Origin of the sequence: Paracoccus sediminicola, assembly GCF_027912835.1 — a bacterium.
GTDB lineage: Bacteria > Pseudomonadota > Alphaproteobacteria > Rhodobacterales > Rhodobacteraceae > Paracoccus > Paracoccus sediminicola.
In genome coordinates this window covers 2792444-2817548 of sequence record NZ_CP115768.1, presented here as the reverse complement: position 1 = coordinate 2817548, position 25105 = coordinate 2792444, and the positions used below count along the sequence as shown (strand labels likewise).

The following is a 25105-nucleotide window of genomic DNA, read 5'->3' as shown; positions in this document are numbered from 1 at the left end:
TCTGGGAAAGGCCCGGGGCCGCGGCGGGCTCCGGGTCGTGTGGCAGCGCTCAGGCGCTGAAGCTGCAACTGCCGCCAACGGCGTCCTTCAACAGATCCTCGAGCGGCTGATCCTCGGCCAGAAGCGCGCCCGACGCGGTGAAGATATCCCACTCGTTCTCGACCTCATCCGGCGGGAGCGCGGTGATCGCATAGATGTCCTGCAACAGCTGGTGGTTCTCGGGGTAGAAATATCCCGGCCTGTCTTTCAGCAGATCGAATTTCGCGTCGGACGATTCGAGATACTCGATCACCGCCGCCGAATCCGTGCCGCCTGCCTCTTCGAAGGCCTGCTTGACGATATAAAGCGCCATGTAATCGCCCCAGGCCTGGTTTTCGGGCGGCTTCCCGTATTTCTCGGTAAAGGATGCCGCAAATTCCCGCGAGGCAGGAATGTCGAGCAGGTGGTTCCAGACATTCGGCCAGGTGCCACGGAAATTCTGCGCGCCCGCCGCCCAGGCAGAGGCAGTGTCGAAACCGAACCCACCCACCGGAAAGTCCAGCCCGAACTCGCCATATTGCTTGAAGAAGCTGGTGATCTGCGTCCCGGCAAGATTCAGGGCAACGAGGTCCGGCTCGGCCTCACGGATTTTCAACATGAATGCGGAAAAATCGGTTGCATCGGTGGGCACCAGATCCTCGCCCGCGATCTCGCCGTTGTTGCGATCGAGAAAGGCCCGCGCAGCTGCAAGCAGGTCATGACCGAATGCGTAATCTGCGGTCAGGATATACCAACGCTTGCCGTCGACCATCCCTTCGTTAAGGAAATGCTGCCCTTCAGCATTCACATACATGACGTTCTGCGTTTCGACATGAAACATATGCCGCTTGCAGTCCTCGCCGCGCAGCGCGTCGGAGTTCGCGCCGGTGTTGAAGAAAAGCGTCTGGTTGCGCTCGACCGTCTGACCGATCGTCAGAGCCGAAGCCGAAGAGATTTCCCCAATGATCGCGGCAACATTGTCCCGCTGAATCATGCGGTCCGCCTTGGTCGAGGCGGTCTGCGGGTTAACCGAATCCTCCATCAGAAGCTCAACCTGCCGCCCCAGTATCCCGCCATTGGCGTTGATCTGTTCGGCAGCCATCTCGATCCCCATCACGGCATAATCGCCGAGCGGGCCGAGAAATCCTGTGCGCGGCGTCAGGTGGCCCAGCACCAACGGCCCGTCCTGCGCGCGCAGAATGGCAGGGCTGGCCAGAAGCCCGATTGCCGATGCGCCGCCCAGACGCAACACACCCCTGCGATCTAAACGAGATGAAGCCATGAGTTCTTCCTCCTCCTCATCGACGCGGCACCGCGCCAAACTGAGATCACAGTTTGAGATGGGACGTGATTCGTCAAGTATTTTATGAGTAATAGGCGGCTTGCCAACTGTGATCGCAGATGTAAGATCAGCAAATATGCCCTGCGGAACCGCTTATGACTGATCTCACTGAACACGCCTCGAACAGCAAGATCCGCAGACCGCTGGCCGGGCAAGTGCATGACGTGCTCTCCGAGATGCTGCTTTCCGGGGCTTTGGCGCCGGGCGACCGGATGTCGATGCGCGAGCTGGCAGAAAAGCTGGGCGTCTCGGTGATGCCCGTCCGCGAGGCCGTGACACGTCTGGTCGCGCGCGGCGCGCTGTCAGTGGCACCGAACCGGGCGGTTCGGGTGCCGGTGCTGAGCCGCGCAGAGTTTCAGGACCTGACCGAGATCCGCATCCACAACGAAAGCTTCGCCGCCCGCCTCGCCGCCGCGCACGTCACCCCAGGCGAGGAACCACGGCTGCGGATGCTGGAAAACGCTTTTCGGGACAGCATGAAAAGCCACGACGTGCGCGAGGCTGTGCGCACCAACAAGGCGCTGCATTTCGACGTCTATGCGCGTTCAGGCTCTCCGATGCTGACCGAGGTGATTTCGGTGCTGTGGCTGAAGGCCGGGCCGATCATCAATCTCGATGTTGGACAGCAGGTGCGACGCAGCCGCAACGCGGCATCGGTCGAAAATCATCGCAAGCTCGTGGATGCGCTGATCGCAGGCGACGGTGACGCAGCCGCGGCGGCATTGGCGGAGGATATCCGCTCGGCTGCGGATTTCATCCTGTCGCGTGACATTCTGGGACGCTCGGAAGAGGAGATTTGAGATGAAACTGGCACTGGAAGGCGCGCGGGTCATCATAACGGCCGGAGCTTCGGGGATCGGTCGCGCGATCCTCGACGGATTCATCGAAGAAGGCGCAACCGTCGCCACCTGCGACATTGACCGCGCGTCTCTGGACACGCTGCCTGCGGGCGTATTGGCCCGGCATGTCGATGTCGGCGACGAAGCGGCGTTGCGCGGCTTTCTGGATGATGCCGTCGGCGCGCTTGGCGGGCTGGATTGTCTGGTAAACAATGCGGGCATCGCCGGGCCGACAGGCCGGATCGAGGATCTGGACCGCGCCGCCTGGGATCAATGTCTGAACATCTGCCTGACCAGCCAGTTCATTGCCGTCGGCCAAACCGTTGATGCGCTGCGCAAAAGCGCCAACCCGTCGATTATCAACCTGTCCTCGGTCGCCGGACGAGTCGGCTTCGGGCTGCGCACACCCTATGCGGCGGCCAAATGGGGCGTAGTCGGCCTGACGAAATCGCTCTCGGTCGAGCTCGGTCCCGACAACATCCGCGTCAATGCAATCCTGCCCGGCCTCGTCGCCGGGGACCGTCAGCGCCGCGTGCTCGAGGCCAAAGCTCAGTCGCAGGGTCGCTCGGTCGGCGAGGTCGAGGCCGAGGCGTTTTCCTATACCTCGATCCGTGACTATGTCCCCCCGCGCGAGATTGCAGATCAGATCCTGTTCCTCGCCAGCTCGCTCGGGCGGCATATTTCGGGGCAGGCCATTTCCATCTGCGGCGACACCCGGATGCTGACCTGAACAGGGCGCAGGCGGCACGGTGCCTGCGCCCAAGCCGCCCGGAACCTTCGCTCTTTACTTGTATGGAAGTATGGTATACTTTCTCGCCGGGATTGGGGGAATCATGTCAGCCACGCCGGCACTGGATCTGAGCCTGTCGACCGCGCCGCAGCTTTACGAGCTCTTGCGGCAGGAGGTGCTGCGCGGCGAGCTTTCGCCCGGCGACCGGCTGAGCGAGACCGAGGTCGCAAAGCGTTTCGGCGTCAGCCGCCAGCCGGTGCGAGAAGCCTTCATCCGCCTGACGGCCGATGGTCTGGCAGAGGTCCGCCCGCAGCGTGGCACTTTTATCCGCAAGATCTCGGTCTCTGCGGTGCTCTCGGCCCGGATGATCCGCGAATCCGTCGAGGGTGATCTGGTGCGCATGGTGACCGATGCGCCGGATGCTTCTCTGGTCGCCAGTCTCGATGAGGAACTCAGACAGCAGGAACTCACCGTCCCTGAGAATGATTCCGAACGCTTCGTCGCGCTCGACGACCGGTTTCACTACATGATCGCTGAAGCGGCCGGGCATGAAGGAGTCTGGCTGGTCCTGGAAGGGCTGCGCTCGCAGATGAACCGGCTGCGCCACATCACTGCCAAGAAATTCGATCTCCAGAAGCTGATCGGCCAGCATCGCGAAATCGTCGAGGCACTGCGCGCCGGCGACGCCGATCTGGCCGAACAGGCAATGCGCGGGCATCTGAACCAGCTTCTCGACGATCTCCCCGAGGTGACCAGCGCGCACCCGGATCTGTTTACCACCTAGAAATTCATCAACAGGAGGAAGATGATGAAACTTTATCGCCGTCAATTCACCGCTCTGGCTGCCGCGACGATGCTGACACTGCCGGCCCTGGGCGCGTCCGCGCAGGAGGTCACGCTGAAGCTCGGCCACCTCGCCAACGAAGAAAACAGCTGGCACAAGGCGTCGCTGAAATTCGCCGAGGATGTTGCCAGCCTCACCGATGGCCGGGTCGAGGTGCAGGTGTTTCCGAATGAATCGCTTGGCAAGGAAATCGACCTCATCAACGGGATGCAGCTCGGCACAGCCGACATGACCATCACCGGTGAGAGCCTTCAGAACTGGGCGCCGATGGCTGCGCTGCTGGCCGTGCCCTATGCCTATTCTTCGCTGGAACAGATGGACGAAGTCGCCTCGGGCGAGATCGGCGATCAGATCGAGGCCGAGATCATCGAAAAGGCGCAGATCCGTCCCATCGCTTATTTCGCGCGCGGTCCGCGCAACCTGACCTCGAACACCGAGATCATGACCCCTGACGACCTGGACGGTCTCAAGCTGCGTGTGCCGAACGTGCCGCTCTTCGTGAAGACCTGGGAGGCGCTGGGCGCCGCGCCGACCCCGATGGCGTTCAGCGAAGTGTTCACTTCGTTGCAGAACGGGACGATCGACGCGCAGGAAAACCCGCTGGCGCTGATCGAATCGGCCAATTTCAACGAGGTCCAGCAATTCGTGAACCGGACCGAGCATGTCCGGTCCTGGATCTATCTGACCATCTCGGAGATGAGCTGGAACAAGCTGTCCGAGGAAGATCAGCAGGCGGTTCTCGAAGCTGCGCAGAACGCGCAGGACTACGAGCGCGAGCTATTCCTCGCCGATGAAGAGCGCCTGGAGCAGGTTCTGAAGGACAAGGGCATGACCTTCGTCGACAGCGATGCCGAAGCCTTCGCGACCGCCGCGCAGGACGCGGTGCTGGCGAATGTCAGCGAAGACATCAAGCCGGTCGTCGAAGAGCTGTTTGCCGCACAGGAATGATCCCTCTCGCCGCGGCCGGATAGGATCTGGCCGCGGCATATCCCGCTTTCGAACCTTTTTCCCTTATATCACGGGCCCGATGTCAGGCCGGGAGAAGATCACATGAGACTCGTGACCGACTGGATGCGGATCGTGCTGCGGATAGGCGTCGGCCTGTCCTTCGCCGTGCTGATCGGCGCGGTGACCATTCAGGTTCTGGGGCGCAGCTTCATTCTCAGCTCGCCGGTCTGGACCGAGGAACTGACCCGCTTCGCGCTGCTTTATCTCGCCGGTTTCGGCACCGGGCTGGCGCTGCTTTCTGGCGATCTGGTCAATGTCGATCTGGTCAGCGAGAGCCTGCCTGGCCGCGCGCCCTGGCTGTTGCGGCTGCTGTCGGCGTTGCTGGTTCTTGGTTTCTGCCTGATGCTGCTCAGCCCGGCCTGGCGCTTTACCGTGATCGGCGCGATGCAGACCTCGCCGACCTTGGCCGTGCCGATGAATTATGCCCATGCCAGCGTACTGCTTTTGCTGGTCTCCCTGGCGCTTGCCGCGCTTCTGCGGGTGATCGGGATGCTGTCCGGCACCAGCGATGGCCGCCCCGAACATCTTGTGGGAGAGATCGAATGAGCCTCGCGATCCTCGGCCTGACCTTTCTCTTCGGGCTTGTCATCGGGATGCCGGTGGCGATTACGCTCGGCGTGTCTTCCATGGCCTATCTGCTGCTCGAAGGCATGCCGCTCGTGGTCATTCCGCAAAAGATGTATGCCGGGATGGACAGCTTTGTGCTGCTGTGCATTCCGGGCTTCATCCTGGCCGGGAACCTGATGAATGGGGGCGGCATCACCGGGCGGATCATCCGCTTTGCACAGGCGCTTGTCGGCTGGATAAGGGGCGGACTGGCGCAGACGAATGTGGCCTCGTCGATGCTGTTCGGCGGCATTTCCGGGACTGCGGTGGCGGATGCGGCCTCGATCGGGGGGATGATGATCCCCGGCATGAAAAAGGCCGGCTATCCGGCGGATTTCTCGGCCGCGGTCACCGCCGCCTCTTCTACCGTGGGGCCGATCATTCCGCCCTCGGTGCCGATGATCATCGTCGGCTCGCTGGCCGGGATCTCGGTCGGAAAGATGTTCATCGCAGGCGCCTTGCCGGGGCTGCTTCTCGGGGGCGCGATGATGGTGACCACCTATCTCATCGCCCGGCGCCGCAACTTTCCGCGTCAACCCTGGCAGGGCTGGTCCGAGCTGGGATCGGCCTTTCTCGGGGCGTTCTGGGCGCTGGCCATGACGGCGCTGATCGTCGGCGGAATGCTGTCCGGCATCGTGACACCGACCGAGACGGCGGTCGTCGCCTCGATCTATGCCGTCATCGTCGGCGCCTTCGTCTATCGTGAGCTGCCGCTGGCCCGCGTCCCCGGCATTCTGGTCGACAGCGCGGTGTCGTCGGCGGGGATCCTGGCGCTTGTCGGCACCGCCAATGTCTTCGGCTGGATCCTCGTCAGCGAGCAGATCCCGCAGATGATCGCCGAAGCGGTGCTGTCCGTGACCGATAACCGGTTCCTCGTGATCCTGCTCATCAACATCGTCCTGCTGATGGTCGGCATGTTCATGGAAACCATCGCCGCGCTCATCATCCTCTTCGTGCCGCTTTTGACGCTGGCCGAGGCTGTGGGCATCGAGCCGCTGCATTTCGCTGTCTTTGCCGTGCTGAACCTGATGATCGGGCTGACCACCCCTCCGGTCGGGGTCTGCATGTTCGTCTGCGCCAATATCGCGCGCCTGCCGCTGGCGCCGGTGATCCGTGCGCTGGTGCCCTATCTCGTGACCAATATCATCGTGCTGCTGCTGGTGTCCTATATCCCCTGGATCAGCACCTGGCTTCCTTCGCTGATGGACAATTGACATGACCTACAATCTTGCTTGCCGTCTTCACGCCGCCCATGACCTGCGCATTGAACCAGCCCCCGAGGCCGCGGCCGACGAAGCCAGCGCGGTGATCCGCGTGGCGCGGGGCGGGATCTGCGGCTCGGACCTGCATTACTACCACGATGGCGGCTTCGGCCCGATCCGTGTGCAAGAGCCGATCATTCTCGGCCATGAAGCCTCCGGCTGGGTCGAGGACGCACCCGAGGGGTCGGGCCTCAGTGAGGGACAGCTGGTGTCGCTCAGCCCGTCCCGCGCCTGCGGAAGCTGCGAGTTCTGCACCGCCGGACAGCCGCGCCATTGCTTGAAGATGCGCTTCAGCGGTTCGGCCATGCGGGTCCCGCATGAGCAGGGCCTGTTTCGCAGCCGCGTCGCACATCCGGTGGGGCAATGCTTCGCGCTGCCCGACGGCACCTCTCCCGCCGCTGCTGCCGGGGCCGAACCGCTTGCGGTCTGCCTGCACGCGCTGACGATGGCGCCGCCGCTTGAGGGGCAGCGCATGCTCATCACCGGTGCCGGCCCGATCGGCGCCATCTGCACCGCGCTTGCCCGGCTGCGCGGCGCGGCCGAGATCGTCGTCACCGACGTCCAGGACTTCACGCTCGAAACTGCCGCGCGCATGGGGGCGGACAGGGTTGTCAATGTCGCGCGCAATCCTGACGGGCTCTCTGATTATGCAACGGGCAAGGGCCGCATTGACGTGGTACTGGAATGCTCTGCCAATCAACACGCGATCGCGCAGGCCATCGGCGTCACGCGCCCGCAGGGCACTCTGGTCCAGATCGGCGTCGGTGGCAGCCTTCCATTGCCGCTGAACCTGATCGTCAGCAAGGAGCTGCGCTTCATCGGCACCCATCGCTTCGACACCGAATTCGCCGAGGCTGTGCGCATGATCGGCACGGGTGAGATCGACCTCTTACCGATGGTGACGCAGGTGATCCCCGCCGCCGAAGCGGTCCGCGCCTTCGACCTGGCAGGAGACCGTTCGCAGGCGGTGAAGGTGCAGCTCGATTTCGGGGGCTGAGCCATGAGCGTCATCACCGAGATCGAGGATCTGCGTCGGCTGCATCAGCGCCGCGTGCCGCGCATGTTCTATGATTATGTCGATGTCGGCGCATGGACGGGCAGCACCTATCGCGCCAACCGCGCCGATTTCGAGAGCATCCTGTTTCGCCAGCGTGTCGCCCGAAATATCGAGGCGCGCAGCCTTGCGACAACGATGATGGGCGAGCCGGTCTCGATGCCGCTGGCGCTTGCCCCGGTCGGGCTGCTCGGGATGCAGCATCCCGATGGCGAGATCCACGCCGCCCGCGCGGCGCGGGCAGCCGGCGTGCCTTTCACCTTGTCCACCATGTCGATGTGCTCGCTGGAGGACATTGCCGAGGCGTCCGGCGCGCCGTTCTGGTTTCAGCTTTACACGCTGCGCGACGAAGAGTTCCTTGACAATGTGCTGGACCGCGCGCGCCGCGCCGGCGTGACGGTGCTCGTGCTGACTCTGGACCTGACCATTCAGGGGCAGCGGCACAAGGATCTGAAGAACAGCATGACCGCGCCCCCCAGGCTGACCTTGCCGAATATGCTCGACATCGCCCGCCACCCGCGATGGGCGCTCGGGATGCTGCGCACCAAGCGGCGCGGCTTCGGCAATATCATCGGCCATGCACGCGGCGTCGACGATCTGGGCGACCTGATGAGCTGGACCGGTCAGCAATTCGACCAGCGGCTCGACTGGGCGCGCGTGGAAGAGATCATCCGCAAATGGGGCGGCAAGGTCATCCTGAAAGGCATCAACGATCCCGAGGACGCGAAGCGCGGGGTCCAGACCGGGGCCGACGCGATCCTCGTCTCGAATCACGGCGGCCGCCAGCTTGACGGCGCGCCCTCGACGATCCGCGCCCTGCCCCGCATCCGGCGGGCGGTCGGAACGGATTACCCGCTCTATCTCGATGGGGGTATTCAGTCTGGGCAAGAGGCGCTGAAGGCCATCGCCTGCGGCGCGGATGGGGTGTTTATCGGCCGCGCCTTTACCTACGGGCTCGGGGCGATGGGTCAGAAAGGCGTCGAAACCGCGATCGAGATCCTGCGCCGCGAGATGGACATCACCATGGCGCTTTGCGGCGTCAACGAGATTGCAGATTTCGGCCCGGACTGCCTGTGGTCCGAGGATGCAACCTGATTTCATCAGATTACAAGGAACGGATTGATGCGACAGACATGGCGGTGGTTCGGCCCCGAGGACCGGGTTTCGGTGGATGACATGCTTCAGGCCGGTGTGCAGGGTGTGGTCACGGCATTGCATCACATGCCCACCGGCACGGTCTGGTCGCCCGACGAAATCGCCCGGCGCCAATCATTGATCGCCCGGATGCGCGACGGCGCGCCCTCGCATCTGAAATGGGAGGTGGTCGAAAGCCTGCCGGTCAGCGAGGCGATCAAGACCCAGACAGGCGACTGGCGGGCGCATGTCGAGAACTGGATCACCTCGATGCGCAACCTCAAGGCGGCCGGGATCGAAGTCATCTGCTATAATTTCATGCCGGTGCTGGACTGGACGCGCACCGATCTGGCCTGGCGGCGACCCACCGGGGCGACCTGCATGCGCTTCGATTTCACCGATTTCGCAGCCTTCGACATCCATATCCTGCAACGCAAGGGCGCGGCCGAGGACTTCCCCGAAGATATCCGCGAAGAGGCCGCCCGCCGCTTCGCCGAAATGGACGATGCGCAGCGCGAACGCCTTGCCGGGAATGTGGTGTTCGGCCTTCCGGGCGCGGCCGAGCGGTTCAGCCTTGACGATGTGCGCGCGCTTCTCGACAGCTATGCGCCGGTGACCGACAGCGTGCTGCGGCGCAACTTCCACGATTTCCTCGAACAGGTCGCCCCCGTCGCGCAGGAGATCGGCGTGCGGCTGTGCTGCCATCCCGACGATCCGCCCTTCGGCCTGCTGGGCCTGCCGCGCATCATGTCGACCGAGGCCGATTACGCCGAGCGCTGCGCCGCCGTCGATCTTCCCGCGAACGGGATCACGCTTTGCGCGGGCTCACTTGGCGCGCGGCCCGACAACGACCTGCCCGGAATGATGGACCGGCTGGGCGAGCGGGTGCATTTCCTGCATCTGCGCAATGTGCGGCGCGACGGGGACGCATTGCGCGGTTCGTTCTTCGAAGATGAGCATCTCGGCGGGCAAACCGATATGGTTGCCCTTGTCGCAGCCGTTCTGCGCGAAGAAAAACGGCGCCGCGACGCGGGCCGCGCCGATGCCGAAATCCCCATGCGGCCCGATCACGGGCAGGATATTCTGGACGATATCGGCCGCGGCGGTCAGCCGGGTTATCCCGCCATCGGGCGGCTGAAGGGGCTGGCCGAGCTGCGCGGCGTCGAGGCCGGTCTGCGTCACGCGGGGGCGGCAGGATGAGCGATCTTCTGACAAGCCTGACCGGGCTGCCCGCCGATGTCGCGACCCCCGCCTATGATCGCGATGCGGCGGGAGTCGGGATCCTGCATCTCGGCCTCGGCGCGTTTCACCGCGCCCATCAGGCGGTCTATACCGATGACGCGCTGGCGGCCGAGGGCGGCGACTGGCGCATCACCGGCGCCAATCTGCGCAGCCGAGACCTGCCAGAGGCGATGAATGCGCAGAACGGACTTTACACGGTGCTTGAACGCTCGGACCACGACCGCGCACGCATCATCGGCGCGCATGGCCCGGCCATTGGCGGAGATCCGGCGGCGATCCTGCGTGTCGCCACTGATCCGGGGATCCGCATCCTGTCGCTGACCGTCTCGGAAAAGGCCTATGGGATCGACCGGGCGGCCATGGATATCGACGACTCCCACCCGGCGATTGCGGCGGATCTGGCCGCGGCAGAGACACCGAAAGGCGTGGTCGGGATCATCACGAGGGCGCTTGCGGCACGGCGCGCGGCTGGCGCTGCTGCGTTCACCGTTCTGTCCTGTGACAACCTGCCGGATAACGGCGCTCTGCTGCGCGCGGGTGTTCTGGGCTTCGCCCGCCGCACCGATCCCGACCTCGCCAGCTGGATCGAGGCAGAGATCGCCTTTCCCGCCACCATGGTCGACCGCATCACCCCGGCCACGACCGATGCCACGCTGGCGGATATCGAGCGGCTGACCGGGCGCCGCGACCTTGCCGGGGTCGAGACCGAGCCGTTCCGGCAATGGGTGATCGAGGATCACTTTCCGCAGGGCCGCCCGGCATGGGATGCGGGCGGCGCCGAATTCGTCCGCGATGTCGGCCCGCATGAGGCGATGAAATTACGCATGCTCAATGGCAGCCACTCGCTGATCGCCTATTCGGGGCAATTGCTGGGTCTGCCACTGGTGCGCGATACGGTGGCGGATCGCGACCTCTCGCGGCTGAGCCGGCGTCACATGGCTGCCGCTGCCGCGACGCTGCCCCGGAATGCAGGGCTCGACCCGGCGGCCTATGCAGATGCGTTGATGGACCGTTTCGCCAATCCCGGCATCGCCCATCAGACGCGGCAGATCGCCATGGACGGCACCGAGAAACTGCCGCAACGCTGGTTCGCCCCTGCCGCTGAGCTGCTGCGCGACGGGCGCGACACTGGCCCCTTTGCCTTCGCCACGGCAATCTGGCTGGCATGGCTCGCAAAGCTGGCTGACCTCGGAGACCGTCCCGACGATCCGCGGGCAGATGCGCTGATCGAACGGGTGCGCAGCGCAGATGGCGACCACGGGGCGCTGATCCGCGCCGTCCTCTCCCTGCCCGGCCTCGCCCCGGCGGAGCTGCAGCACGCCACGGAATTCACCGATGCGGTGGCCCGGCATCTCGACCGCATTCGCGCCGAAGGCCCGCGCGCGGCCATGACGCAGGAGGCGCAGCAATGAGCCATGACCGCATCCTCTCCATCGGCGAGGCGATGGTCGAGCTGTCCCAATCCGGCCAGCCCGGCCTCTGGCGGCTCGGGATTGCGGGCGACACGCTCAACACGGCCTGGTATCTGCGGCGGCTTCTGCCAGAAGCATGGCATGTCGGCTATCTGAGCCGGGTCGGGCGCGGCGAATTCTCTTGCAAGATGATCGACTTCCTGACCTCCGAGGGTATCGACGCCACCCATGTCAGCCGCGACGACAGCCGCGAAATCGCGCTCTATGCCATCTCGTTGCGGGCGGGCGAACGCAGCTTCAGCTATTGGCGTGACAGTTCTGCGGCAAGACGGCTCGCCGATGATCCCAACCTGCTCGCGCGGGCGCTCGACGGGGTCGGCATCGCCTATTTTTCGGGCATCACCCTCGGCATCCTGCCGCAGGAGGGCCGTGACGCCCTGCTCGACGCGCTGCGCGATGCGAGCAAGGCGGGCACACGAATCGTTTTCGATCCCAATCTGCGCGCGAAACTCTGGGCATCCGAGGCCGAGATGTGCCGCACCGTGGAAAACGCCGCCGCGATGGCTGATCTGGTCCTGCCCAGCTTCGACGACGAACAGAGCTTCTTCGGCGACGCCGATCCACAAGCGACCATCGCCCGCTATCTCGACCGTGGCGCGGGCCAGGTTATCGTGAAGGCAGGGGGCGGGCCGGTGCATTACGGCGGCACTGACGGGGCGGGAGAGATCACCGGCCTGTCCCGCGCCGAACCGGTCGACACGACCTCGGCCGGGGACAGCTTCAACGCGGGCTTCCTTGCCGCGCGGATCGAGGGCGCGGATATTCCCGCTGCGATCCGGCGCGCCCATGCGCTCAGCCTGCGCGTGATCGGCCATCACGGCGCGCTTGTCGCCGAGGCGGTCCCGCCGCGCCGATCGTAACGCGCGGCGGCGGCCATCAAGGGCTAACCGCTATTCGGCGGCCTCGGCATAGGCTTCGAGCGGCGGACAGGTGCAGATCAGGTTGCGGTCGCCATGAACATTGTCCACCCGCCCGACCGGCGGCCAGTATTTGTCCACCCGGAAGGCACCCGCCGGGAAACAGCCCTGCTCGCGGCTATAGGGGCGGTCCCATTCTGCGACCAGATCCTCGACCGTGTGCGGCGCATGGCGCAGCGGGCTGGACCCGATCTCGATCTCGCCATCGGCCACCGACTGGATCTCTTCGCGGATCGACAGCAGCGCGGCGATGAAACGGTCGATCTCGGCCTTGGTTTCGCTTTCCGTCGGTTCAACCATCAGCGTGCCGGATACCGGCCAGCTCATCGTGGGGGCGTGGAACCCGTTGTCGATCAGCCGCTTGGCAATATCGTCCACCGTCACACCATGTTCGGCGAAGGGTCGCGTGTCGATGATGCATTCATGCGCGACACGGCCCCGATTGCCCATGAACAGGATCGGATAGGCCCCTGCCAGACGGCTGGCGATATAATTCGCGTTCAGGATCGCCACCCGCGTCGCCTGCGTCAGCCCCGCGCCACCCATCATCAGGATATAGGCCCATGAGATCAGCAGGATCGAGGCTGACCCGAACGGCGCCGCGCTGACCGCGCCCTCGCCTGTCTGGGGATCGCCAGGCAGATGGGGCGCCAGATGCGCCTTCACGCCAATCGGCCCCATGCCCGGCCCGCCACCGCCATGCGGGATCGAGAAGGTCTTGTGCAGGTTCAAATGGCTGACATCTCCGCCGATCTCTCCGGGTTTCACCAGCCCGACAAGCGCATTCATATTCGCGCCGTCGATATAGACCTGACCGCCATGGTCATGGGTGATCTTGCAAACCTCGCGCACGGTGTCCTCGAACACGCCATGGGTCGAGGGATAGGTGATCATCACCGCCGCCAGCCTGTCGCCCGCCGCCCTGGCCTTATCGCCGAAATCCTCCAGATCGATATCGCCATTCGGCGCGGATTTCACCACCACGACCTTCATGCCGCACATCTGGGCGGAGGCCGGGTTGGTGCCATGCGCACTGGACGGCACCAGACAGACATCGCGCTGATCGTCGCCATTCGCACGGTGATAGGCCTGGATCGTCAGCAGCCCCGCATATTCCCCCTGCGCGCCGCTGTTCGGCTGCATGGAAAACGCATCATAGCCGGTGATCGTGCACAGTTTCTGCGTCAGATCGTCAAGCATCTCGGCATAGCCTGCGGCCTGATCGGCAGGCGCGAAGGGGTGCAGAGCACCGAATTCCGGCCATGTGATCGGCATCATTTCCGCCGCCGCATTCAGCTTCATCGTGCAGGAGCCCAGTGGGATCATCGCTCGATCCAATGCCAGATCCCGGTCCGAGAGCCGCCGCATATAGCGCATCATCTCGGATTCCGCCCGGTTCATATGGAACACCGGATGGGTCAGGTAGTCGCTTTCGCGCAGCAGATCCTCGGGGATCGCGGGCGCGGTGGCGGGCGTGGCTTCTTCGGTAATGCCGAACGCATCCAGAAGCCGCGCAATGACGCTGGCATCGGTGGTTTCATCGACGCTGATCCCGACGCGATCCCGCCCGATCCTGCGCAGGTTGATGCCATGGTTTCGCGCGGCCGCAAGGATACCAAGTTGCCCCACGCCCACGCGCACGGTGATCGTGTCAAAGAACGCCTCGGGTTCCACCTCGGCCCCGGCGGCGCGCAGCGCATCCGCAATCGTCACCGCATTCAGGTGCACCCGCTGCGCAATGGCCCGCAGGCCCACCGGGCCATGGAACACCGCATAGAAAGATGCCATTACCGCCAGCAGAGCCTGCGCCGTGCAGACATTCGAGGTCGCCTTCTCACGCCGGATATGCTGTTCGCGTGTCTGCAAAGCCAGCCGGTAGGCCTTGTTGCCCTTGGCGTCGATGGAGACACCGACGATCCGCCCCGGCATGGCCCGCTTGAATTCATCCCGGCAGGACATGAACCCGGCATGAGGCCCGCCATAGCCCATCGGCACTCCGAAACGCTGGCTTGATCCGACGCAGATATCCGCCCCCATCGCCCCCGGCTCGCGCAGCAGACACAGCGCCAGCAGGTCTGTCGCCACCACGGCAACGGCCTTCGCCTCATGCAGGGCGGCGCATTCCGCACTGAGATCCCGGATATGTCCGTAAGTGCCGGGATATTGGAAGATCGCGCCAAACACGGCTTCGGGGTCCAGATCCTCGGGCTGCCCCTTGATGATCTCGATCCCCAGGGGCTGCGCCCGCGTCTCGATCACGGAAATCGTCTGCGGGTGCAGGTTCTCGCTGATAAAGAACGCCTTGGCCTTCGACTTCGCCACCCGCTGCGCCATGGCCATGGCTTCCGCCGCCGCCGTCGCCTCATCCAGCAGGGACGCATTCGCCACCGGCAGCCCGGTCAGGTCGCTCACCATGGTCTGATAGTTCAGCAGCGCCTCAAGACGGCCCTGCGCGATCTCGGGCTGATAGGGCGTATAGGCCGTATACCATGCCGGATTTTCCAGAATGTTCCGCTGGATCGCGGGCGGAGTCACCGTGCCGTAATAGCCCTGCCCGATCAGGCTGGTCATCACCTCGTTCTTCGCCGCAACCGCGCGCATCTTGTCCAGCAACCCGGCCTCGGACAAAGGCACCCAGTCCAGCGCCTCTTCCTGCCGGATCGAAGCCGGCACGGTCTGTTCGATCAGCGTGTCGAGGCTGTCCACCCCGACCGCCGCCAGCATCTCGTCCATCTCGGCCGGAGAGGGGCCGATATGGCGGCGATTGGCGAAATCATCGGGGTTATAATCGGTCGGGTTCCAGCGGGTCATCTGTCCATCCACGCCCGGATGAGGAGTTCATCCTGGCTTAAATATCCTCGGGGGTCCGGGGGTGGAAACCCCCGGCAGCGGCATCAGCCGATCAGCTCTTTATAGGCCGCTTCGTCCATGAAGCCGTCAATCGCCTCGCCCGCGGCGGGCTTGATGCGGAAAAACCACGCCGCCATCGCGTCGTCATTCACCGCACCGGGATTATCGGCCAGGTCGTCATTTACGGCGACGATCTCGCCCGAGATCGGCGCCACGATGTCCGACGCCGCTTTCACCGATTCAATCACCACGATCTCCTCGCCCTTCTCGACCTCGCGGCCGATCTCGGGCAGTTCGACGAAAACGACATCGCCAAGCTGTTCGCTGGCATGGGCAGTGATGCCGACCGTGACCTCGTCGCCGTCCTGCTTCAGCCATTCATGATCTTCGGTATATTTCAGCATGGGTCGCGCTCCTCAGCGTTTATAGTCGGGTTTGATGAAGGGCAGATCAGAGACCTTCACCGGCACGCGCTTGCCGCGCAGCTCAGCATAAACCGTATCACCATCCGAAAGACCAGATGGCAGGATGGCCATGGCGACCGGACCGCCGACAGACGGACCGAAACCGCCCGAACAGACCGTGCCGATCTGCGCGCCACCCTCGGCGGCATCGTAAATCGCCACCCCCTCGCGGATCGGCGCGCGCCCCTCGGGGCGCAGCCCGATGCGCTTGCTCGCGGCCCCTTCGGCCAGTTCGGGAAGGATCACATCCGCACCGGGGAAGCCGCCTTCGCGCTCGCCGCCCGTCCGCCGTATTTTCGGGATCGACCAGCCAAGCGCCGCCGCGCCCGGCGTCACGTCCGCATCCATGTCATGCCCGTAAAGCGGCATCCCGGCCTCGAGCCGCAGCGAATCGCGCGCGCCGAGACCGATGGGCGCGACCGCTTCATCGGCCAGCAGCGCCTTGGCAAACGCCTCGGCCCGGTCGGCGGGCACGGAAATCTCGAACCCGTCCTCGCCGGTATAGCCGGAACGCGAGACCCACATCTCGGCCCCGTCCCAGTCCAGCACGGCCACATCCATGAATTTCATCTCGGCCACAGCCGGGATCAGCGCGGATAGCACCCGAACCGCTTCCGGCCCCTGCAACGCCAGCAGCGCGCGGTCGGTGATCGGCTCGACGCTGACGCCATCCAGCTTGCGCAGCAGGGCGATATCCTGATCGGCACAGGCGGCATTGACCACCAGGAACAGATGGTCCCCCCTGTTCGCGATCATCAGATCGTCAAGAATGCCACCCTGTTCGTTTGTGAAAAGCCCATAGCGCTGCCGCCCCTCGCCCAGCCCGACAATATTGGCGGGCACGGCGGTTTCCAGCACCTGCGCCGCATCCGCCGCCTTCCCCGAGGGCGCGCGCAGGATCACCTGTCCCATATGGCTCACATCGAACAGCCCGGCCTTTCCGCGCGTATGCAGATGCTCGCCCATCACACCCATCGGGAATTGCACCGGCATTTCCCAACCGGCAAAGGGCACCATCTTGCCCCCCAGCGAGACATGCAGGTCATAGAGCGGTGTTCGTTTCAACTCGGCCAAAGGCATCCTCCTTGCACGGGTCTCGTGCGGTTGGTCACCCCCTCTGTCCCTGCCCGGCCTTCCGGCCTCTGGGCGCCTGAGATCGTCATCCTTCGGCGGGCCCGGATGGGCCACTCTTCAGAGTTTATGGCGGATACGGTCCCTTTGCCTGAGAGATTACCGGGGCGGTTGCTCCTTCGGCCCTGGCCTGCGCCAGCGTCTCCCGTATTCCGCGAGCACGCCTAGCGCGGCTGGACCGATTCAGGCAAGCGGAAAGTGAAGCCGCCGATCCCCGTAACCCTTGAAGCTGCGGCATGCCGGCTGTCTAATCCCGTTATGGAGAACATCACCCCGCCAGAGGATATCATCGACGCTGCCGGAGGCTTCTGGCAACAGCTCGATCTGCTCGTGCGCAACATGCTGTCGCCCTCACGGCTGGCACAGGTCGCGGCGGTGATCCTGCTGATGTTGGCGGCGCATCTGCTGGCGCGGCTGCTCTCGCCGATGCTGCGTCGCTGGCTGCGCAAGCGGGAGGGCTGGCCGAAATGGCAGCTCCGCATCGGGCTTATCGTCGACCGTCGGCTGAGGCTGATCCTGTTCACCCTGATGGCCTGGGCGGCGGTGGGCGTGCTGACGCAGCTCTCGCTGCCGGCGTTGGGCTATGTCGTCACCATCGCAGCCGAACTTGCTACCGCGGTTCTGCTGATCGCCTTTCTGTCGCGGCTGATCGCCAATCCGCTGGCCCGCCGCATCGCGAAATGGGCGGCCTGGATCTGGGCGGTGTTGTATCTTTTGAACCTCACCCCCTCGGCGGGACGGCTGATGGACAGCATCGCGCTGAGCCTCGGCTCGTTCCGCATCTCGCTGCTGACGGTGGTGCAGGCGGCGGCGGTGATGACGGCGCTGCTGGCCGGGGCGCGGGTGCTGACCGGAGTGCTGACGCGGAGGCTCGCGACATCTGCGGATCTGTCGCCGACCATGCGGGTGCTGACAGCGAAGATCCTCCAGATCGGGCTGTTCACTTTGGCCATCGTCATCGGGCTGAAGGCGATCGGGGTGGATCTGACCGGTCTGGCGGTATTTTCCGGCGCGGTCGGTGTCGGTCTGGGCTTCGGTCTTCAGAAAGTCGTGTCGAACCTCGTGTCCGGCGTCATCATCCTGCTGGACAAATCGGTCAAGCCCGGAGACGTCATCAGCCTCGGAGACACATTCGGCTGGATCGACGCGCTCGGCGCGCGCTATGTCTCGGTGGTGACGCGGGACGGGAAGGAATACCTGATCCCGAACGAGGATCTCGTCACCAATCAGGTGGTTAACTGGTCGCATACCAATAATTTCGTGCGGCTCGACGTGCATTTTGGCACCGCCTATGGCGACGACCCGCATGAGGTGTCGCGCGTGGCGATCAATGCAGCCATGACGGTCAAGCGTGTGCTGGCGCAGCGCACGCCGGTCTGCTGGATCACCGGCTTCGGCGACAGCTCGGTCGATTACGTGCTGCGCTTCTGGATCTCGGACGCGCAGGGCGGGCTTACCAATGTGCGCGGACAGGTCTTCATCGCTCTCTGGGATGCGTTCAAGGAACACGGCATATCCATTCCCTTCCCGCAGCGTGAGGTCCGGGTTCTGGGCGAGGATGACGGGGCGGCATCGCCGAAATTCATCGCCGGAGATTGAGAAACACGCTATCGGTGCTATATTGATATCAGCCCGGCGCCGGGGCGATCAGGCGCGAAGACCGGAGGATCTACCCCTGTCCAATCACGTCCAATCGGCAGACCAGCCGAATGTGACCGCCGCGCCGCAGGATCTGAGCAGCGACGAGATCTTGCAGCGTATCCTGACTTCTCTTGATGATGACAAGGCCGAGGATGTCGTGACCATCGACCTCCGCGGCCGTTCGGCCATGGCCGATCACATGGTCATCGCATCGGGCCGCAACGCCCGTCAGGTCGCGACCATCGCCGAGAAACTCGCACAGCGCATCAAGGACGCCACCGGGCGTTCGGCCCGGATCGAGGGCAAGGATGCGGGCGACTGGGTGCTGATCGACACGGATGATGTCGTCGTCCATGTCTTCCGCCCGGAAGTGCGCGAGTTCTATCAGCTCGAAAAGATGTGGATGCCGAGCGACCAGCTGAAAACGCTCCGCGCTGAAATGGCTGCGCATTAATCCACGTTGCTGCGTCGGGCCGTCGCCACGCCGCGATGCGCCGCGCTCAGAGCCTTCGCCCGGTGGTCAGCGCCGGGCGGCCCCTGCCGACCCCGCAGGCGGGGCTCTCGCCCCCACCCGGTCGGGCGCTGCTGAGTTTTTTCGCTTCACCCTCCGATCACGCAAATCTGTGTCATGCGCATCACCCTTCTCACCGTGGGCCGGCTGCGGAAATCGCCCGAGCTGAGCTTGATTGACGACTATCTCGACCGCTTTGCCAAGACCGGGCGCAGCCTCGGCCTGCCGCCGGTGCAGCTTGTCGAGGTCGAGGATAAGCGCGGCGGCGGCATGGCGGCCGAAGCACCGCTGATCGAGCGTGCCATTCCGCAGGGCAGCTTTGTCATCATGCTGGACGAGCGGGGCGAGCAGCCCTCCTCGCCCGAATTCGCGCAGCGCATCGCTGCGTTGCGTGACCAGTCCCGCGATATCTGCCTTATCATCGGCGGGGCGGACGGGCTGGCCCCCGCCCTGCGCAACCGCGCCGACTGGCAGATCAGCTTCGGGCGCATGGTCTGGCCGCATATGCTGGTCCGCGTCATGCTGGCCGAACAGCTCTATCGCGCGGCCTCGATCCTGGCCGGATCGCCCTATCATCGGGCGTGAACCGCGACCGAGACGAAGAAGGGGGGCTGTCTGCCCCCCTTCGTCCGCCCCAGGGGGCGAACGCCCCCCGAGGATATTTGCGTCAGGATGAAAGCCGCGCCTATTCCGCCGGCACCGCCGCCAGATCGCCCGATTCCGCGATCGGATGTTCCAGATTCGGCAGCATTTCCTTCGGGCAGACCTGAAGGAAATTTCCGCGCTCCAGATCCCAGTTCTCGAGGATCTCGCGCGCCTTGGCCGAATTGGTCTCCTCGGCATGGCGCTCGATCAGGGTTTTCAGCTCTTCCTCCCAATGGGCGACGGTCACCGGGCAGGTCACCAGCGTCTCTGGGTTGATATAGCTCGTCGCGACATTTTCTGGATCGTAGAGATAGGCCATCCCGCCGGTCATCCCGGCGCCGAAATTGGCCCCGATCCGGCCGAGTATCACCGCCGTGCCGCCGGTCATGTATTCGCAGCCATTCGAACCGCAGCCCTCGATCACCGCTTTGGCGCCGGAGTTGCGGACGGCGAAACGCTCGCCTGCCTTGCCCGCGGCAAAGAGATACCCCTCGGTGGCGCCATAGAGCACGGTATTGCCGATGATCACGTTCTCTGCGGCATTCAGCGGCGAGGCCATGGGCGGGCGCACGACGACGATGCCACCGGACAGCCCCTTGCCCACATAGTCATTCGCATCGCCCGACACCTCGATCTTCAGCCCCGGCGCCGCGAAGGCGCCCAGCGACTGCCCCGCGCTGCCGGTCAGACGAACCGTCAGGTGATCGGGCTGAAGATTATTGTTCATCCCGAAGCTCTGCACAATCATCGACGAGGTGCGCGTGCCGATGGTGCGCAGCGTGTTGCGCACCGCGTAATGGAGCTGCATCTTCTCACCGGCGCTGAAGAACCGCTCGGCATCGCGGATGATTTCCGCGTCCAGCGTGTCCATCACCGCGTTGCGCGGCTTGGAACGGTCATAGACGATCTTGTCCGACCCATCGACGGTGATCAGCAGCGGGTTCAGGTCCAGGTCGTCCAGATGCGCCGCGCCGCGGCTGACCTGGGTCAGCAGATCGGCCCGCCCGATCACCTCATCGAGGCTGCGCGCCCCGATCTCGGCCAGCACCTCGCGCACCTCGGTCGCATAGAAGGTGATCAGGTTCACCACCTTGTCGGCCGAGCCGTTGAACATCGCGCGCAGCTTTTCATCCTGCGTGCACACGCCCACCGGGCAGGTATTCGACTGGCACTGACGCACCATGATGCAGCCCATGGCGATCAGCGCGGCGGTGCCGATGCCGTATTCCTCGGCCCCCATCATCGCGGCCATGACGATGTCGCGGCCGGTGCGCAGCCCGCCATCGGTGCGCAGCGTGACGCGTTCGCGCAGATTGTTCATCGCCAGAACCTGATGCGCTTCCGTCAGGCCCATCTCCCAGGGCAGACCGGCAAATTTGATCGAGGTCGCAGGCGATGCCCCCGTCCCGCCATTATGGCCCGAGATCAGGATGATATCGGCCTTCGCCTTGGCCACACCCGCCGCAATCGTGCCGACGCCTGACGACGCCACCAGTTTCACGGTGATCTTGGCCCGCGGGTTGATCTGCTTGAGGTCATAGATCAGCTGCGCCAGATCCTCGATACTGTAGATATCGTGATGCGGCGGCGGCGAGATCAGCGTGACTCCGGGGGTCGAGTGGCGCAGCCGCGCGATCAGCTTGGTCACCTTCATGCCCGGAAGCTGGCCACCCTCACCGGGTTTGGCACCCTGGGCGACCTTGATTTCCAGCTCTTCACAGGCATTCAGATATTCCGCCGTGACCCCGAACCGGCCCGAGGCGACCTGCTTGATCTTGGCGCAGGGATTGTCGCCATTGGGCAGCGGATGGCTATGCGCCGGGTCTTCGCCGCCCTCGCCGGAATCCGACTTCGCCCCGATCCGGTTCATCGCGATGTTCAGCGTCATATGCGCCTCGGGCGACAGCGCCCCCAGGGACATGCCCGGCGTCACGAAGCGCTTGCGGATCGAGGTGATGGATTCCACCTCTTCGATCGGGACCGGCTTGCCAAGCGGCTTCACGTCCAAGAGGTCGCGCACATGGATCGGCGGGTTTGACCGCACAGCTTTCGAGAACTGCTTCCAGACGTCGTAGGACGCCTTTTCGCAGGCCAGTTGCAACAGCCGCATATTGTTGGCGCCCCAGGCGTGTTTTTCGCCCGAGCGGCGCAGCTTGTAGAAACCGCCCACCGGCAGAAGCTGTGCCTCGCCCTGAAAACCGCGGGCATGGACCTCTTCCAGCTTGCGTTGAATGCCGTGTAGCCCGATGCCCGAGATGCGGCTCTGCATGCCGGGGAAATATTCGTTTACCAGCGCCCGCGACAGCCCGACCGCCTCGAAATTCAGCCCGCCGCGATAGGAGGACAGGACCGAAATCCCCATCTTCGACATGATCTTCAACAGACCCGCGTCGATAGCATCGCGATAGCGGCGCATATTCTCGATCAGCGTGCCCTCCAGCAGGCCCCGGTCGATCCGGTCGGCGATGCTGTCCTGGGCGAGGTAGGGGTTCACCGTGGTCGCCCCGCAGCCCATCAGCACCGCGAAATAATGCGAATCGACACATTCCGCCGAGCGCACATTCAGCGAGCAGAATGTCCGCAGCCCCTTGCTGGTCAGCCAGCTATGCACCGCCGAGGTGGCCAGGATCATCGGGACCCCGATACGCTCTGCCCCGATCCTCTCGTCGCTCAGCACCAGATGCCCCGCACCCGAGCGCACCGCATCCTCTGCCTCGGCCCGAATCCGGGCAAGCGCTTCGCCAAGCGCCTCGGCGCCGGCATCCTTCGGATAGGTGCAGTCGATCTGCGTGACCGAGTCGCCGAACAGTTTCATCATCTCGGCGAATTCGCCATTGGCGACGAAAGGTGTTTCCAGCAGCAGAATCTCGGTCTGGCTGGAGCTCTCGTCGAGCACGTTCTTGAGATTGCCGAACCGCGTCTTGAGGCTCATTACCCGCGTTTCGCGCAGCGAGTCGATGGGCGGGTTGGTCACCTGGCTGAAATTCTGCCGGAAGAAATGGCTCAGCGGGCGATACTGGCTGGACAGCACCGCGGGCGGGGTATCGTCGCCCATGCTGGCGATCGCTTCCTTGCCGTCCTCGGCCATGGGGGACAGCACGTTTTCCAGCTCTTCGATGGTAAAGCCGGCCGCGGTCTGGCGGCGGCGCAGCTCTTCGCCCTTGAAAACCAGCTCTTCGGGGAGATCGCGCATTTCTTCGGAAAGCTGCACGACCTTCTCGATCCATTCTCCAAAGGGCTGGCTGGCCGATAGCCGGTCCTTGATCTCGGAATCGTGGTAGAGCTTGCCGTCTTCCATATCGACGCAGATCATCTGCCCGGGGCCGAGCGCGCCCTTCTCGACGACATTGGCCTCATCGACGGGCACCATGCCGACCTCGGAACCCGCGATCAGCAGATTATCCCCGGTGACCACATAGCGCATCGGGCGCAGCCCGTTGCGGTCCAGCCCGCCGCAGACCCAGCGCCCGTCGGTCATCGCCAGCGCCGCCGGTCCGTCCCACGGCTCCATCACGGCGTTGCAATAGGCATACATATCCGCCCAGGCCTTCGGCATGTCGGTGACCGTCTTCGACCAGCTTTCCGGCACCAGAATGGTCTTCGTCATCGGCGCCGAGCGGCCCGAGCGCACCATCACCTCGAACACCGCATCCAGAGCCGCAGAATCAGACGACCCGCCCGGCGCGATCGGCTTGATATCCTCGGCCATATCGCCGAACGCGCTCGACGCCATGCGGATTTCGTGGCTTTTCAGCCAGTTCAGATTGCCCTTCAGCGTGTTGATCTCGCCGTTATGGGCCAGCATGCGGAAGGGCTGCGCCAGCCACCATTGCGGGAAGGTGTTGGTGGAATAACGCTGGTGATAGATCGCGAAAGCGCTTTCGAAGCGCTCATCCTTCAGGTCGGGATAGAACTCGGCCACCTGTTCGGCCAGCATCATCCCCTTATAGATGATGCTGCGGCAGGACAGCGAGCAGAAGTAAAGCTGCGGGATCTGCGCCGCGGCGGCGGCCTTTTCGATGCGGCGGCGGATGATATACAGCTCGCGCTCGAACTCGACCGCCGACAGCCCCTTGTCGTTGCGGATCAGGATCTGCTCGATCTCGGGGCGAGTGGCATTGGCCTTGTCGCCAAGCACCGAAATATCGACCGGAACATGCCGCCAGCCATAGATATAGTGACCCATGCGGATCACCTCGGTCTCGACGATGGTCCTGCAACGTTCCTGAGCGCCGAAATCGGTGCGCGGCAGGAAGACCTGCCCGACCGCGATCAGCTTGTCCTTGTCGGGCTCGTGCCCGGTGCGGCGGATCTGGTCATAGAAGAACGGCACCGGGATCTGCACATGGATCCCCGCCCCGTCGCCGGTCTTGCCATCCGCATCCACCGCCCCGCGATGCCAGATCGCCTTCAGCGCATCGATACCGTTCTGCACCACCTGCCGCGAAGGCGTGCCGTCGATGCTGACCACCAGACCAACCCCGCAGGATGAATGCTCGTCCTCCGCCCGGTACAGACTGTTCTCCGCCATCCATTTGCGGCGAGCGTCTTCATTGGCGTGCCAGTTATGCGCGAGTTCAGTCATTGGGCAACCTCCTGACCAGAGATATGGGACGCATCGGGCCGCGCGGCCGTTTGCAGATAAGGGCGCGTTGAAGTCCTTACCGACGCAAGCTTCGTACGGAGCATTTCATCGCCGGGGGAAAGCGGTGTGGCCCGCACCATCTGGATCTCGCAATCGAAAAGCGGCTCGGTCATGCCGAACCCGTCCTCGCCCGGAAAGGCAAAGGTGACGGGGCTGTCATTTTCTTCGTAACGTTCGCCCGTCCAGTCCGAGGATTGCTCGATCCCGCCATAGAACCGCCCGTGGCTGCGGCTGATGAATTGCTGTCCCCGCGACTGGATGAGCAACTGCCCATCCTCGGAAAACACATCCAGCTTGAACTCGGTCAGCTCCAGTTCGACCCCGTCGATCGTGGCCGTCTCTCCGGTCAGTTGGTCCTCGCCGATATTGCGCAGACGCTCGCCGCTGTTCGAAACGGTCCAGAAATCGAAATCGTCGCGCCCGGTCTCGATCAGGGTCGAGAAAGAGGCATGGTCCGGCGCATCCGGCACCAGAAAATCCGACAGCCCGGTATTCAGATCATTCGATTCAAGCCAGCGCGTCTCGGCGTCGATCTTGGAATGATAGCTCGGCCCCTCGCGGTCGTAATAGACCACATGCTGATCGCCCGCCCGGTCCGCCGCGCAGATGTAATGCTGGGACACTTTGCAGCCGCGGGTCTGAACCGTCATCTGGAGACTGCACCCCTCGGGCGCGGTAAACCGCGCAGCCTGGGCCGGCGCCTCTGTCGGCTGAAGGGTTAGCAATGTTGACGCGATCCCGACAGCCGCA

At 64.2% G+C, this 25105-nt stretch carries 20 protein-coding genes and 1 riboswitch; of the genes, 14 read left to right on the top strand and 6 right to left on the bottom strand.

Annotation, left to right across the window (positions count from 1 at the left end):
• Positions 1-49: 49 nt before the first annotated feature.
• Entirely contained in the window at positions 50-1300 is a 1251-nt protein-coding gene (locus PAF18_RS13825) for an ABC transporter substrate-binding protein (protein WP_271116277.1), read from the bottom strand.
• Between the two features lie 155 nt (positions 1301-1455).
• Between PAF18_RS13825 and PAF18_RS13820 the strand changes: the two genes are divergently transcribed.
• From PAF18_RS13820 to PAF18_RS13770, 11 genes are all read left to right on the top strand, one after another.
• Entirely contained in the window at positions 1456-2160 is a 705-nt protein-coding gene (locus tag PAF18_RS13820; RefSeq protein ID WP_271116276.1) for a GntR family transcriptional regulator, read from the top strand.
• A gap of 1 nt (position 2161) precedes the next feature.
• Entirely contained in the window at positions 2162-2929 is a 768-nt protein-coding gene (locus PAF18_RS13815; protein WP_271116275.1) for an SDR family oxidoreductase, read from the top strand.
• Positions 2930-3032: 103 nt separating this feature from the next.
• On the top strand, positions 3033-3713 hold the full coding sequence (locus PAF18_RS13810; protein ID WP_271116274.1) for a GntR family transcriptional regulator: 681 nt from the start codon (positions 3033-3035) through the stop codon (positions 3711-3713).
• A gap of 21 nt (positions 3714-3734) precedes the next feature.
• The gene (locus tag PAF18_RS13805) at positions 3735-4721 is read left to right on the top strand and encodes a TRAP transporter substrate-binding protein (RefSeq protein WP_434802224.1); all 987 of its coding nucleotides are present in this window, start codon (positions 3735-3737) and stop codon (positions 4719-4721) included.
• Between the two features lie 102 nt (positions 4722-4823).
• On the top strand, positions 4824-5327 hold the full coding sequence (locus tag PAF18_RS13800; protein WP_271116272.1) for a TRAP transporter small permease: 504 nt from the start codon (positions 4824-4826) through the stop codon (positions 5325-5327).
• A complete protein-coding gene (locus PAF18_RS13795; RefSeq protein WP_271116271.1) occupies positions 5324-6601 on the top strand; it encodes a TRAP transporter large permease in 1278 nt (425 codons plus the stop codon). Before PAF18_RS13800 ends, PAF18_RS13795 begins: the two co-directional genes overlap by 4 nt.
• Before the next feature lies 1 nt (position 6602).
• Positions 6603-7646 carry an L-idonate 5-dehydrogenase gene (locus tag PAF18_RS13790; protein WP_271116270.1) on the top strand — a complete coding sequence of 348 codons (1044 nt, stop codon included), beginning with the start codon at positions 6603-6605 and terminating at the stop codon, positions 7644-7646.
• Between the two features lie 3 nt (positions 7647-7649).
• Complete coding sequence (locus PAF18_RS13785; RefSeq protein ID WP_271116269.1) at positions 7650-8798, top strand: alpha-hydroxy acid oxidase; 1149 nt, start codon at positions 7650-7652, stop codon at positions 8796-8798.
• Between the two features lie 27 nt (positions 8799-8825).
• Complete coding sequence (gene uxuA, locus PAF18_RS13780) at positions 8826-10037, top strand: mannonate dehydratase (RefSeq protein WP_271116268.1); 1212 nt, start codon at positions 8826-8828, stop codon at positions 10035-10037.
• Positions 10034-11491 (top strand): mannitol dehydrogenase family protein, encoded by a 1458-nt coding sequence (locus tag PAF18_RS13775; RefSeq protein ID WP_271116267.1) that lies wholly within the window; start codon positions 10034-10036, stop codon positions 11489-11491. Before uxuA ends, PAF18_RS13775 begins: the two co-directional genes overlap by 4 nt.
• A complete protein-coding gene (locus tag PAF18_RS13770) occupies positions 11488-12411 on the top strand; it encodes a sugar kinase (RefSeq protein WP_271116266.1) in 924 nt (307 codons plus the stop codon). Before PAF18_RS13775 ends, PAF18_RS13770 begins: the two co-directional genes overlap by 4 nt.
• A 30-nt stretch (positions 12412-12441) precedes the next feature.
• Here the strand turns inward: PAF18_RS13770 and gcvP are convergent, their stop codons facing one another.
• The 3 genes from gcvP to gcvT form a co-directional block, all read right to left on the bottom strand.
• Positions 12442-15279, bottom strand: a complete 2838-nt coding sequence (gene gcvP / locus PAF18_RS13765; RefSeq protein WP_271116265.1) for an aminomethyl-transferring glycine dehydrogenase — start codon at positions 15277-15279, stop codon at positions 12442-12444.
• 83 nt (positions 15280-15362) lie between these two features.
• Positions 15363-15722 carry a glycine cleavage system protein GcvH gene (gene gcvH, locus PAF18_RS13760; protein WP_271116264.1) on the bottom strand — a complete coding sequence of 120 codons (360 nt, stop codon included), beginning with the start codon at positions 15720-15722 and terminating at the stop codon, positions 15363-15365.
• Between the two features lie 12 nt (positions 15723-15734).
• On the bottom strand, positions 15735-16856 hold the full coding sequence (gene gcvT, locus PAF18_RS13755; RefSeq protein ID WP_271116263.1) for a glycine cleavage system aminomethyltransferase GcvT: 1122 nt from the start codon (positions 16854-16856) through the stop codon (positions 15735-15737).
• Between the two features lie 126 nt (positions 16857-16982).
• A riboswitch (glycine riboswitch) is annotated at positions 16983-17071 on the bottom strand.
• 100 nt (positions 17072-17171) lie between these two features.
• On the opposite strand from gcvT, the gene PAF18_RS13750 reads away from it, so the two are divergent.
• The 3 genes from PAF18_RS13750 (at position 17172) to rlmH (ending at position 19650) form a co-directional block, all read left to right on the top strand.
• Positions 17172-18512, top strand: a complete 1341-nt coding sequence (locus PAF18_RS13750) for a mechanosensitive ion channel family protein (protein ID WP_271116262.1) — start codon at positions 17172-17174, stop codon at positions 18510-18512.
• A gap of 112 nt (positions 18513-18624) precedes the next feature.
• The gene (gene rsfS / locus PAF18_RS13745; protein WP_271116261.1) at positions 18625-19008 is read left to right on the top strand and encodes a ribosome silencing factor; all 384 of its coding nucleotides are present in this window, start codon (positions 18625-18627) and stop codon (positions 19006-19008) included.
• Positions 19009-19182: 174 nt separating this feature from the next.
• Positions 19183-19650: a 23S rRNA (pseudouridine(1915)-N(3))-methyltransferase RlmH gene (rlmH, locus tag PAF18_RS13740; protein ID WP_271116260.1), complete on the top strand. Its 468-nt coding sequence runs from the start codon at positions 19183-19185 to the stop codon at positions 19648-19650.
• Between the two features lie 100 nt (positions 19651-19750).
• Here rlmH and gltB read toward each other — a convergent pair whose 3' ends face one another.
• Positions 19751-24295 (bottom strand): glutamate synthase large subunit, encoded by a 4545-nt coding sequence (gltB, locus tag PAF18_RS13735; protein ID WP_271116259.1) that lies wholly within the window; start codon positions 24293-24295, stop codon positions 19751-19753.
• Positions 24292-25005, bottom strand: a complete 714-nt coding sequence (locus PAF18_RS13730) for a hypothetical protein (RefSeq protein ID WP_271116258.1) — start codon at positions 25003-25005, stop codon at positions 24292-24294. The genes gltB and PAF18_RS13730 overlap by 4 nt, the downstream gene beginning before the upstream one ends.
• Positions 25006-25105: the final 100 nt, after the last annotated feature.

Bases quoted from the DNA above. Each gene is read 5' to 3' on its own strand.
- gcvH (WP_271116264.1), bottom strand. From the start codon at position 15,722: ATGCTGAAATATACCGAAGATCATGAATGGCTGAAGCAGGACGGCGAC.
- PAF18_RS13810 (WP_271116274.1), top strand. From the start codon at position 3,033: ATGTCAGCCACGCCGGCACTGGATCTGAGCCTGTCGACCGCGCCGCAG.
- PAF18_RS13750 (WP_271116262.1), top strand. From the start codon at position 17,172: ATGGAGAACATCACCCCGCCAGAGGATATCATCGACGCTGCCGGAGGC.
- PAF18_RS13770 (WP_271116266.1), top strand. From the start codon at position 11,488: ATGAGCCATGACCGCATCCTCTCCATCGGCGAGGCGATGGTCGAGCTG.
- PAF18_RS13790 (WP_271116270.1), top strand. From the start codon at position 6,603: ATGACCTACAATCTTGCTTGCCGTCTTCACGCCGCCCATGACCTGCGC.
- rlmH (WP_271116260.1), top strand. From the start codon at position 19,183: ATGCGCATCACCCTTCTCACCGTGGGCCGGCTGCGGAAATCGCCCGAG.
- PAF18_RS13795 (WP_271116271.1), top strand. From the start codon at position 5,324: ATGAGCCTCGCGATCCTCGGCCTGACCTTTCTCTTCGGGCTTGTCATC.
- gltB (WP_271116259.1), bottom strand. From the start codon at position 24,295: ATGACTGAACTCGCGCATAACTGGCACGCCAATGAAGACGCTCGCCGC.
- PAF18_RS13785 (WP_271116269.1), top strand. From the start codon at position 7,650: ATGAGCGTCATCACCGAGATCGAGGATCTGCGTCGGCTGCATCAGCGC.
- PAF18_RS13730 (WP_271116258.1), bottom strand. From the start codon at position 25,005: ATGACGGTTCAGACCCGCGGCTGCAAAGTGTCCCAGCATTACATCTGC.
- PAF18_RS13820 (WP_271116276.1), top strand. From the start codon at position 1,456: ATGACTGATCTCACTGAACACGCCTCGAACAGCAAGATCCGCAGACCG.
- PAF18_RS13825 (WP_271116277.1), bottom strand. From the start codon at position 1,300: ATGGCTTCATCTCGTTTAGATCGCAGGGGTGTGTTGCGTCTGGGCGGC.
- PAF18_RS13815 (WP_271116275.1), top strand. From the start codon at position 2,162: ATGAAACTGGCACTGGAAGGCGCGCGGGTCATCATAACGGCCGGAGCT.
- gcvP (WP_271116265.1), bottom strand. From the start codon at position 15,279: ATGACCCGCTGGAACCCGACCGATTATAACCCCGATGATTTCGCCAAT.
- PAF18_RS13775 (WP_271116267.1), top strand. From the start codon at position 10,034: ATGAGCGATCTTCTGACAAGCCTGACCGGGCTGCCCGCCGATGTCGCG.
- uxuA (WP_271116268.1), top strand. From the start codon at position 8,826: ATGCGACAGACATGGCGGTGGTTCGGCCCCGAGGACCGGGTTTCGGTG.
- PAF18_RS13805 (WP_434802224.1), top strand. From the start codon at position 3,735: ATGATGAAACTTTATCGCCGTCAATTCACCGCTCTGGCTGCCGCGACG.
- PAF18_RS13800 (WP_271116272.1), top strand. From the start codon at position 4,824: ATGAGACTCGTGACCGACTGGATGCGGATCGTGCTGCGGATAGGCGTC.